Below are 10,817 nucleotides of genomic sequence, written 5' to 3' on the forward strand. Positions count from 1 at the left end.
GGCGGGCGGCGTGGGTGCCGCCTTCTCCGACCACCCCCCCCCCCCTTCTCCACCCACCCAAAACTCGTATAATTCTTTTCCCCGGCCCCCCCGCCGCCCCCCCCCGCCCCCCACGGCAGTTCGTTCAGACGCAGTTCGTTCAACCCAGATTCCAGTCGACCGGATCAGCTCCGAGTCCGGTCAAGAGCTCGTTCGCACGACTGAACGGACGCGAACCGAAGAAACCGCGCGAAGCCGAAAGTGGTGACGGATGCGCGGATTCGATGATCGGTGTGTCGCCGAGCATCGGCGCGAGAGTAGCCGCGTCGCGACCCCACAAGATCGCGACCATCGGTGACGATCGCGCGACCAGAGCGCGAATGGCCTGCTCGGTCACCGGCTCCCAGCCCTTCTTACGATGCGAAGCGGCTTGACCCGGCTGCACGGTGAGAACGCGATTGAGAAGCAGCACACCTTGTTTCGACCACGGAGTCAGATCGCCGTTCGACGGTATCGGCAATCCGAGATCCTGGTGATATTCCTTGTAGATGTTGCCGAGGCTTCGCGGAACCGGCCGCACGTCCGGGGCGACCGAAAAGCTCAACCCGACAGCATGACCGGGCGTCGGGTAGGGGTCTTGACCGACGATGAGCACTCGAACGTCGTCGAACGGATTCGTGAACGCACGCAAGACGTTCTCCCCCGCCGGCAGATACTCTCGCCCCGCAGCGATCTCTTCACGCAAGAACGTGCCCATCGCGGAGATTTGCTCCGACACCGGTTCGAGTGCCCGCGCCCACCCTGGATCGACGATCTCGGCAAGCGGCGCCATCAGTCGAGCCTGCGCAACGCGTCGCGGTAGTACGCCGCATTGGCTGCGTACATCTTGACGTTGCCGTCGAGGTGACCGAGCGGAACCTCGTATCCCGCACGGACCTTGGCGGGCACACCGAGCGCCATGCTGCGCGGCGGAACCTGCATCTTGTTAGCCACCACCGCACCAGCGGCGACGATCGACCCCGTACCGATCACCGTTCCGTTGAGCACCACGGACCCCGATGCGATCAAGCAGTTGTCTTCGATGGTCGAACCTTCGATGTGTGCGTTGTGGCCCACGACGCAGCCCGAACCGATGACGGTCGCATCGATTGCAGTGCAGTGGATGACGGTTCCGTCCTGGATATTCGATCCGAGACCTACCGAAATTGTTCCGTAGTCACCACGCAACACCGCTTGCGGCCAGATCGAGGTGCCCGCAGCGAGAGTCACGGCGCCGATCACCACCGCGTCCGGGTGGACGTATGCGTCCGGATGTATGTCCGGAACTCTGTCTCCAAGTGCATATACAGCCATGAAAGCAACCTATACCGCAGTGGTGCCGGTGGTCGAAAAGCTGTGCCAACCCCCACCACTCTCGCGAAGAGAACCGTCGACGGAGACACCGGAACCTGCGACGACCTCACCGATCACGGTCCATCCCGACGGAATCTCGACCTCCGGTCCGAAAGTTGCTGCAAATCCGTGATCTTCACCACCAGACAAGATCCAGTGCAGCGGATCGACATCGAGCGCCTCGGCCGCCGACAAGACGTCTGCTGAGGTGGGAACCGCGGCCGACACGATGTCGCACCGTACGTCTGATGCCTCTGCGAGATGTCGAAGGTCCGCGATCAATCCGTCGGAGACGTCCGTCATCGAGTGTGCTGATTCTGCGGCGTCCCAGGCCGATTGATACGGCGGATTCGGAACACGATGAGAGGCAAGTAAATCTGGAAAACTGCCGGCTTCGTCGAGCAGTTCGGTTTCGTCGAGCAGTAGTGCCAATCCCGCTGCCGAGCAACCGAACAGCCCGGCGACAGCGATCTTGTCACCAACCTTTGCACCCGAACGGAGAACTGCCGGACGGCCACCGAGATCGCCGAGCACAGTCACCGACACGACGATCACCGGTGACTGGACCAGGTCACCGCCGACCACACCGGCCCCCAGATCTGTTGCCGCGTCCCAGATCCCGGCCGAAATTCCGTCGATCACGTCGACGGGAGTCGAGGGCGGGCACCCCAGCGACACCGTGAATGCCGTCGGCCTGGCTCCCATCGAAACCACATCAGCGGCGTTCTGGGCCACCGCCTTGCGGCCGACGTCCCGTGGCGAAGACCAGTCCACTCGGAAATGCCGACCTTCGACCAACATGTCGGACGAGACAACCACGCGGCCGTCACCGGACGTCACGATCGCGGCATCGTCACCCGGCCCCAATTCGGTGGTGACCGGTTGGATTCGGCCGACCAGAGATCGCGCGATCACGTCGAACTCCCCCACCTGCTCGACAGTGGGCTGTGATTCGAACTCCGATGATGCAGTGAACTCCGATGATGCGGTGAACTCCGATGATGCGATGAGTGTCTCCAATGCCGACGCAATTCGCTCGTAAGCGGCCTGCGGTACCTTCTAGCTGTGGTCGTGAATGCTTCTGCAAGCTCACGCGTGTGTCGGCAATCCTACCGATTCACCGACGTGCCCTCAGAAGTGACAAGACCGCTGATCGACTGGACCAGGACCCGAGCGAAGAACTGAGCATGGCAGACAACACTTCCACCGCAGACAACGCCGACATCGACCCCGACGGCGAGGACGATCCGACCGAACGCCGCAGCCCGGCGCTGATCGCCACTGCCATCGCACTGCCGGTGGCCCTGATCGTCGGAGTGGTGATCGCAGCCGTCGTCGCGGGCAATAATCCTGAACTCTCGCCGGTAGCGCTGGGACCCGTACCGGCGCCGGCAGCCGAGTCGGAGGCCTGCGTTTCTCTCCTCGGCGCGCTTCCCGACAAGATCGACGACTTCACGAAAGCCGAGTTGGTGGAACCTGCCCCGGCCGGAGCAGCCGCGTGGCAGCGCAGCGAAGGTGAGCCGATCGTCTTGCGCTGCGGGCTCGATCGTCCGACCGAGTTCGACCAGGCGGCCGCGCTCCAGGTCGTGAACGGCGTCCAGTGGTTCCAGGTCTCGGGAACCGACATCGGTCTGGCGGCCAGCACCTGGTTTGCCGTCGACCGCGGTGAGTACATCGGCATCACGGTTCCCGACGGGACCGGCCCGACGCCGATTCAGGAGATTTCCGACACCATCACGGCGACTCTCGAGCAGAAGCCTCTCGACCCGGCGCCGGTCGCGGTTCCCTGATCAGCGAAGCCCGGTGCCGCGAGCGACAGCGGTGTCGATCAGCGTCGAAATCAAAGTGCGGTAATCGATTCCGGTGGCGTTCCACATCTTCGGGTACATCGAGATGGAGGTGAACCCCGGCATCGTGTTGATCTCGTTGATCACCGGGCCGTTCTCGGTCACGAAGAAATCGACCCGCGAGAGTCCCTGGCAATCGAGTGCCTTGAACGCACGGACGGCCAGCTCTCGAATCTGGTCGCTCACCGACTCGTCGAGTAACGCGGGGATGTCGAATTCGCAGATGTCGTCGAGGTATTTGGTGTCGAAGTCGTAGAACGCGTCCGAATCGGCGTCGGAATCCGGCATCCGGATCTCGGCGACCACGCTCGCTTTGACGTCACCGTTCGGGAATTCGAGGACGCCGCATTCCACCTCACGACCGATGATCGCGCCTTCGACGATCACCTTGGGATCGTGCAGGCGTGCATGAGCGATTGCCCCGTCCAGCCCCTCCCAATCGCTCACCCGCGTGATCCCGATGGACGAACCACCTCGAGCGGGCTTCACGAACACCGGAAGGCCCAACTCCGCCTTCTGCTCTTCGGTCAGCGTTGCGGTTCCCGGTCGAAGCACGACCTGCACTCCGACGGGAAGTCCTTCAGCGGCAAGAAGCTTCTTCGTGAACTCCTTGTCCATGCCGGCGGCGCTGGCCAGGACTCCGGGTCCGACGTACGGAACCCCGGCAAGTTCGAGCAGACCTTGAATGGTGCCGTCTTCGCCGTAAGCGCCGTGCAGGACCGGGAACACGACGTCGACCGATGCGAGCACCGCCCCGGCGTCAGTGCCGTCGAAGGAGATGACCTCGCCCTCGCGGGTGGGGTCCGCGCTGAGGACCACCGAGGTTCCGTCCTTGTCGACCGACGGCAGCGCTCGCCCACTGATCGCCAGGGAGCTGGGGTCGCTCGAACCGAGCACCCAGGAACCGTCGACGGTGATGCCGATCGGTACGACGTCGTACCGATCGGGGTCGAGGTTGCTCAGGACGCTTCCGGCGGAAACACAGGACACTGAATGCTCATTGCTCCGGCCACCGAAGATCACGGCCACGCGGGTACGGCTGCTGTTCACGCGTCAAACCGTACCGCCGAATCGACTTCGGCACGCGATCGGGCCGGACCGGAAATCATCGACGTGGTCCGTCTACGCGTCGAGTGCGCGCTCGATATCGGCCAGGAGATCGGTGGTGTCCTCGATGCCACAAGCGATTCGGACAAAACCCGCACTGACCGGATCGCCCCAGCGCGCTCGGCGATCCGCCGTCGTGTGGATCCCGCCGAAGCTGGTGGCAGCCGTGACGAGAGCACTCGCGTCGACGAACGAGTGGAACGCCTGAGCTGTATCCAGCTCGACGCTCACCAATCCGCCGAATCGATTCATCTGACCGGATGCCGTTGCGAAGGACGGGTCACCGCGAAGACCGGGGTAACGAACGGACCGGACTGCTTTGTGACCTACCAACATCTCGGCCAGTGCAAGCGCGTTGTCGCACTGACGCCCGAATCGCAGTCCTGCCGTGCCGAGGCTCCGGTGCGCGAGCCACGTCTCGAAGGGTCCGAGCACCGTTCCCGAGAGGAGTCGCTCGCGCTCGATTCGCTGACCTACCGCCGCATCGGAGGTAGCGACGTAACCCATCAGGAGGTCACTGTGCCCGCTGAGGGCCTTGGTGCCGCTGGCCACCACGATGTCGGCACCCAATTCGAGCGGGCGCTGGCCCAGCGGTGTTGCAGTCGTGTTGTCGACGATCAGGAGTGCACCCGAACGGTGGCACACGTCGGCGAGCACGCGAAGGTCGACCACGTCCAGCACCGGGTTGGACGGCGTCTCGGCGACGACGACCACGCGGCCCGGCGACGCCTCGATCAGATCCGCGAAGCTCGCGTCACCCATCTGCAGGGTCGAGACCTCCCGAACGGTGATCCCCAACGGCGCCAGCCGTTCGTTCGCGTACAACCGCACCTGGTAGTACCCGTCCGACGGCACGACGACCGTGTCCCCGGCGACGAGCACGCTGCGCAAGGTCGCGGTGATCGCGGACATTCCCGAACCCATGACGAGTGCGTGGTCCGCTCCCTCGAGCGCCGCGAGCGCAGATTCGAGTCCGCGCCAACCCGGGTTCGATGCCCGAGCGTAGGTATCGGATTCGGAACCTTCGTCGGCCGAAAGTTGGTACGGCGCAGCGAATATCGGACCGAGCTGCATCGGCTGACCCGCCGCGTGTTCCCGCGCTACCGCGCTGACGCTGCGCGTCGAATCCCCGTAACCCTCGAAGTGACTCACACCGATTTCGCTCACTCCGGCTTGGTCCGGCGTCCGAGCAACTGACCGATCGCATCGCTGACGGCCATGCCTTCGTGGCACACCCGGTGGACCGCGTCGGTCAACGGCATCTCGACGTCGTATCCGGCAGCGAGTGCGCGCACCGACGTGCACGACTTCACGCCCTCGGCGACCTGCCCGTTTGTCGCCTTCTGCGCCGACTCCATCGACCCGCCCCGTCCGAGCCGCTCGCCGAACGTCCGGTTTCGCGACAGCTCGGACGTGCAGGTCGCTACCAGGTCACCGACACCCGCCAAGCCTGCAAGAGTCGACGCCTTGGCGCCGAGCGCAACGCCGAGACGAATCGTCTCGGCGAGCCCACGGGTGATGATGCTGGCAACCGTGTTGTCGCCGAATCCACTACCGGCGGCCATGCCGCAGGCCAGCGCGATCACGTTCTTACACGCACCACCGATCTCGCATCCGATGACGTCGGAGTTGGTGTACGGCCTGAAATAGCCGGTAGCACAAGCATCCTGGAGAGCGAGGGCACGCGAGGAATCCGAACAGGCGATCACCGTCGCCGCGGGCTGCCCGCTGGCGATCTCGTGTGCAAGATTCGGACCCGAGAGCACTGCGACGCGCCCGGGTTCCACGCCGGTCACCGACACGATGACCTGGCTCATGCGCATGAGCGTCCCGGTCTCGATCCCCTTGGCCAGACTCAGCAGAGTCGCATCGGGTCCGATCGAGCCCTTCCACTGCTCCAGATTTCCCCGTAGCGACTGCGAGGGAACCGCCAGCACGATGAAGTCCGCGCCTGCCATCGCCTCCTCGTGGTGGTGGGTCGCGCGAATCGACGACGGCAAAGCAATGCCCGGCAGATAGTCGCTGTTCTCGTGCGTGGTGTCGATGCGCTTCGCGACTTCTTCACGCCTGGCCCACATCGTCACGTCGGTTCCGGCCTCGGCCATCACCTTCGCCAACGCCGTTCCCCACGAACCTGCGCCCAGTACAGCTGCCTTACTCACACGCTCACCCCGTCTACCCGGCGAAGCGGGTCGCCGCCAGAAAAATCGTCTGCACAGAGTATCGCCTGAAGCTCGCTGCGGTGGGCAGCCGCGGACACCAAGCGCGATGACTGGCAAGATCGAGGAATGGACAGCGCGGACCCCCCGTACCCACACGTCGTGGAGACGCCGCATGCGCACGCGGAGATCGAACGCCCCATGCATGCGATAGTTGCCGTCAAGTCCTTGAGATCGGCCAAGTCTCGCCTCGCGGACGAACTCGACTCGGACGCGCGGGCGGACCTCGTGTTGGCGATGCTCCACGACACTCTGTCCACCGTTGCTTCCGTCTCGGCAATCGACGGTGTCACCGTGGTCACCCCCGACCCGACCGTCGCCGCTCTCGCATACTCCGTCGGCGTCACCGTCTACGCCGATCCAACTCCCGACGGCGCGCGAACCAACGGCGCCCCACCACGCACGGAGGAAACCCTCAACGCAGCGTTGAGCGCAGCGGCCACCGATATCCGGGCCAAGCGCGGAGTGGTCGACCTCGTTGTGCTGCAAGCCGACTTGCCCGCCATGCAACCGAGTGAGTTGTCGGAGGCGGTAGTCGCAGCCCGACGTGGCGGACGTTCCATCGTCGTCGATCACCTCGGCACCGGCACCTCGGCACTCTTTGCGTGTGGCGAGAGCTCACTCGACCCTCTATTCGGTCCGGAATCCGCACGCGGACACACTAATTCAGGCGCACGGCGACTGACCGGCCAGTGGCCGGGACTGCGGACCGACGTCGACACTCATGCCGACCTCGACACTGTGCGAGCACTGGGAGTAGGCCCAGCCACACTGGCTTCGTTGACCAGACTCAAGGCCGCGCCGTCGAACAGTCGATGAATTTTCTTTCATCGATTGTCGGACCGCGCGATTGTGGGGGATGATCGACGAGTGAGCAATGGCGAAGCACTCGAAAACCGTATTTCCGAAGACCAGTCGGACGGAGACCACAGCTCCGACCGACACGAGAACGGCGTGGCCGCCTCGACTCGATCTCAGGCCGTCGCGACTGCCACCAACATCCCGGGCGCTCCCCCTGCAGCTACCAAAGCAGAGCTACCCGAACTGCTCGTCGGACTCCCCGAGGATCGCTACCTCAACCGCGAACTCAGCTGGCTCGATTTCAATGCGCGCGTTCTTGCATTGGCCGCCGACGAGTCACTGCCGTTGCTCGAACGCGCAAAGTTCCTCGCCATCTTCGCTTCCAATCTCGACGAATTTTTCATGGTCCGGGTCGCCGGACTCAAGCGCCGCGACGAGACGGGCCTGTCGGTCAGGTCTGCCGACGGACTCTCCCCACGCGAACAATTGGCGCTCATCGCCCGACGCACCCAGGAACTCGCCGACAAGCACGCACACGTGTTTCTCGACTCGGTCCGCCCCGCGTTGGCGGCAGAAGGCATTTCGATCGTTCGGTGGGCCGATCTCAGCGCCGACGATCACGGCCGACTCTCGGCGCATTTCCACGAACAGGTCTTCCCGGTACTGACGCCGTTGGCGGTCGATCACGCTCACCCGTTCCCCTACATCAGCGGACTGAGCCTCAATCTCGCCGTCACCGTGAAGGACTCCGTCACCCGCGGCGAACACTTCGCTCGCGTCAAGGTCCCCGACAACGTCGGCCGGTTCGTGCGAGTCAAGAGCACGACGTCTTCGTCCACCATCGATTCGTTCCTTCCAATGGAAGAACTGATTTCGGCTCATCTGGACGTTCTGTTCCCCGGAATGGAAATCGTCGAACATCACGCTTTCCGAATCACACGCAACGCCGATTTCGAGGTCGAAGAGGATCGCGACGAGGATCTGTTGCAGGCACTCGAACGTGAATTGGCGCGTCGCCGTTTCGGTTCGCCCGTCCGACTCGAAGTCGCGGACGACATGACCGAGCACATGCTCGAACTGCTTCTGCGTGAACTCGACGTCGACCCGGCCGACGTGATCGAGGTGTCCGGCCTCCTCGACTTGTCCTGCCTCTGGCAGGTTTACGCCGTCGACCGCCCGGCACTCAAGGACGCTCCGTTCGTCCCGGCGACGCATCCGGCGTTCGGCGAGCGTGAGACGCCGAAGAGTGTGTTCTCGACCCTGCGCGACGGCGACGTGCTCGTCCACCATCCTTACGACTCGTTCTCCACCAGCGTTCAGCGCTTCATCGAACAAGCCGCCGCCGACCCGCAGGTGCTCGCGATCAAGCAGACCCTGTACCGCACTTCCGGCGACTCCCCCATCGTCAACGCACTGATCGACGCCGCCGAGGCCGGCAAGCAAGTTGTTGCCCTCGTGGAGATCAAGGCGCGCTTCGACGAGCAGGCCAACATCAAGTGGGCACGCAAACTCGAGCAGGCCGGCGTTCACGTCGTCTACGGTCTCGTCGGTCTCAAGACTCACTGCAAGACGTGCCTCGTCGTCAGGCGTGAGGGGTCGACCATTCGTCGTTACTGCCACATCGGCACCGGCAACTACAACCCGAAGACCGCGCGCATGTACGAGGACGTCGGATTGCTCACCGCAGCACCGGAGATCGGCGCGGACCTCACCGACCTCTTCAACTCGCTGACCGGATACTCCCGTAAGACGAGTTACCGCAACCTTCTTGTTGCGCCGTACGGGGTTCGCCGCGGGATCATCGAGCGGATCGACAACGAGATCGCTCACAAGCTCGCGGGCCGCGATGCCGGTATCCGATTGAAAGCCAACGCATTGGTGGACGAGCAGGTCATCGACGCGTTGTACCGCGCTTCCAAGGCCGGTATCCCCGTCGAGATCGTGGTCCGCGGAATATGCGCGCTCAAGCCGGGGGTTCCGGGCCTCAGCGAAAACATCGAAGTACGTTCCATTCTCGGCCGGTTCCTCGAACACTCGCGAATGTTCCATTTCCGCTCTGCCGACGAATTCTGGATCGGCAGCGCAGACATGATGCACCGCAACCTCGATCGCCGCGTCGAGGTCATGGTGCAGGTCAAGGATCCGAAACTGTCGAAGCAACTCGGTGACATCTTCGATTCCGCGCTCGATCCCCGAACTCGCTGCTGGGTACTGCATCCGGACGGCAGTTGGGTAGCTGCCCCCGAACGCGGCGAGGACGTGCGCGAGCATCAGCAGTCGTTGATGCGCAGCCGCACCTCCAGCGGGTCTTGACGGGCTCGGATCACACAATGAGCGACAAGCCGGTCAAAGCCAACATCTTTGCCGCAGGCGCGGTTCTGTGGCGGAAGGCTCCTGAGGATCCTTCCGCCATCGAGATCGCCGTCGTACATCGACCGAAGTACGACGACTGGTCATTCCCCAAAGGGAAACTCGACCCCGGCGAGACCTTCCTGACCGCGGCGGTTCGCGAGGTGCGCGAAGAGACCTCGATCACGGGACGTTTCGGCAGGCACCTCGGTGGCGTGACATACCCGATCCCGGGGCATCGCAAACTCAAGCGGGTCGAATACTGGTCGGCAGAAGCAGTCGACGGAGATTTCGGACCGAATAACGAAGTGGATGTTCTTTATTGGCTTCCGGTCGCCGAGGTCGCCGATCATCTTTCGTACCCGATGGATCGAATGATTCTTCGCCGCTTCGTTTCCATTCGGCCGGACACCAAAACGGTATTACTCGTCCGCCACGCAAAAGCCGGAAGCCGGAAGCGATACAAGGGCGACGACAATCTGCGTCCACTCGACGCCAAGGGCAAAGAGCAATCGGCCGCGTTGGTCGAGCAGCTGAAAATCTTCGGCGCCGATTCCGTTTTCGCGGCCGACCGTACTCGCTGCATCGACACGGTGATGCCGTTGGCGGAGGCATTGGGTGTCGAGATTTCTACGGAACCTCTTCTGACCGAAGAAGGTTATGCGGCCGATCCCGATGCCGCTCGGGCCCGTGCGTTGCAGATCGCCGCGCTGGAGGGCACACCCGTGATCTGCAGCCAAGGAGGCGTCATTCCCGATCTGATGCGCTGGTGGGCCGATATGGCCGGCGTAACACTGCCCTCTGCACGCAACCGTAAGGCGAGCACCTGGGTGCTCTCGTTCCTCGACGGCCGTCTTGTCGGTGCCGATCACCTCGACAGCCCGCTCCCCAAAGTCGCCAACTCCTGAGGGATTTGGGCAATCGGAGCCTGGGACCGATTCGGTAGTTTTGCAAAGCATTGAAACACAGGAGAATTCAGACTTCTCCGAGACAGCAAAAAGAGGTGCAGCCGCGGATTGAACCCCCCGGAGGCCCACGTTGTATTTCGGCCGCGGGGTTTTATCCCCAAAGCGACAAAAATCCGCCCGTTGGCGGAGCCGGAGAGGGGGGAGCCAGAGTTGCG

10 protein-coding genes are annotated in these 10,817 nt (G+C 63.4%); 4 read left to right on the forward strand and 6 right to left on the reverse strand.

What is annotated here, in order from left to right; translation table 11 throughout:
• Positions 1–139: 139 nt before the first annotated feature.
• From ACFWAD_RS17540 to ACFWAD_RS17550, 3 genes are read right to left on the reverse strand one after another with little or no spacing between them, the layout of a single operon-like run.
• Positions 140–811 carry a uracil-DNA glycosylase gene (locus ACFWAD_RS17540; protein WP_378533825.1) on the reverse strand — a complete coding sequence of 224 codons (672 nt, stop codon included), beginning with the start codon at positions 809–811 and terminating at the stop codon, positions 140–142.
• Entirely contained in the window at positions 811–1,332 is a 522-nt protein-coding gene (locus tag ACFWAD_RS17545; protein WP_378449565.1) for a gamma carbonic anhydrase family protein, read from the reverse strand. The genes ACFWAD_RS17540 and ACFWAD_RS17545 overlap by 1 nt, the downstream gene beginning before the upstream one ends.
• Positions 1,333–1,341: 9 nt before the next feature.
• Positions 1,342–2,391, reverse strand: coding sequence for a thiamine-phosphate kinase (locus ACFWAD_RS17550; RefSeq protein WP_378545954.1), 1,050 nt, complete (start codon positions 2,389–2,391; stop codon positions 1,342–1,344).
• A 77-nt stretch (positions 2,392–2,468) separates the two neighbouring features.
• Here ACFWAD_RS17550 and ACFWAD_RS17555 point away from each other — a divergent pair, with 77 nt between their 5' ends.
• Positions 2,469–3,161: a DUF3515 domain-containing protein gene (locus ACFWAD_RS17555; protein WP_378545957.1), complete on the forward strand. Its 693-nt coding sequence runs from the start codon at positions 2,469–2,471 to the stop codon at positions 3,159–3,161.
• Here the strand turns inward: ACFWAD_RS17555 and ACFWAD_RS17560 are convergent, their stop codons facing one another.
• The 3 genes from ACFWAD_RS17560 to ACFWAD_RS17570 form a co-directional block, all read right to left on the reverse strand.
• Complete coding sequence (locus ACFWAD_RS17560; RefSeq protein WP_378545960.1) at positions 3,162–4,268, reverse strand: D-alanine--D-alanine ligase family protein; 1,107 nt, start codon at positions 4,266–4,268, stop codon at positions 3,162–3,164.
• A gap of 72 nt (positions 4,269–4,340) precedes the next feature.
• Positions 4,341–5,492, reverse strand: a complete 1,152-nt coding sequence (locus tag ACFWAD_RS17565) for a cystathionine gamma-lyase (RefSeq protein WP_378545963.1) — start codon at positions 5,490–5,492, stop codon at positions 4,341–4,343.
• The gene (locus tag ACFWAD_RS17570; RefSeq protein ID WP_019747941.1) at positions 5,489–6,487 is read right to left on the reverse strand and encodes an NAD(P)H-dependent glycerol-3-phosphate dehydrogenase; all 999 of its coding nucleotides are present in this window, start codon (positions 6,485–6,487) and stop codon (positions 5,489–5,491) included. Before ACFWAD_RS17570 ends, ACFWAD_RS17565 begins: the two co-directional genes overlap by 4 nt.
• A gap of 126 nt (positions 6,488–6,613) precedes the next feature.
• On the opposite strand from ACFWAD_RS17570, the gene cofC reads away from it, so the two are divergent.
• From cofC to ACFWAD_RS17585, 3 genes are all read left to right on the forward strand, one after another.
• A complete protein-coding gene (gene cofC, locus ACFWAD_RS17575; RefSeq protein WP_378545965.1) occupies positions 6,614–7,363 on the forward strand; it encodes a 2-phospho-L-lactate guanylyltransferase in 750 nt (249 codons plus the stop codon).
• A 135-nt stretch (positions 7,364–7,498) separates the two neighbouring features.
• Positions 7,499–9,658, forward strand: a complete 2,160-nt coding sequence (locus ACFWAD_RS17580; RefSeq protein WP_378449575.1) for an RNA degradosome polyphosphate kinase — start codon at positions 7,499–7,501, stop codon at positions 9,656–9,658.
• 17 nt (positions 9,659–9,675) lie between these two features.
• Complete coding sequence (locus tag ACFWAD_RS17585) at positions 9,676–10,602, forward strand: bifunctional NUDIX hydrolase/histidine phosphatase family protein (protein ID WP_378545968.1); 927 nt, start codon at positions 9,676–9,678, stop codon at positions 10,600–10,602.
• Positions 10,603–10,817 lie beyond the last annotated feature (215 nt).

Source organism: Rhodococcus sp. NPDC059969 (genome assembly GCF_042738325.1).
Classification (GTDB): domain Bacteria; phylum Actinomycetota; class Actinomycetes; order Mycobacteriales; family Mycobacteriaceae; genus Rhodococcus_F.

Bases quoted from the DNA above. Each gene is read 5' to 3' on its own strand.
- ACFWAD_RS17585 (WP_378545968.1), top strand. From the start codon at position 9,676: ATGAGCGACAAGCCGGTCAAAGCCAACATCTTTGCCGCAGGCGCGGTT.
- cofC (WP_378545965.1), top strand. From the start codon at position 6,614: ATGGACAGCGCGGACCCCCCGTACCCACACGTCGTGGAGACGCCGCAT.
- ACFWAD_RS17540 (WP_378533825.1), bottom strand. From the start codon at position 811: ATGGCGCCGCTTGCCGAGATCGTCGATCCAGGGTGGGCGCGGGCACTC.
- ACFWAD_RS17545 (WP_378449565.1), bottom strand. From the start codon at position 1,332: ATGGCTGTATATGCACTTGGAGACAGAGTTCCGGACATACATCCGGAC.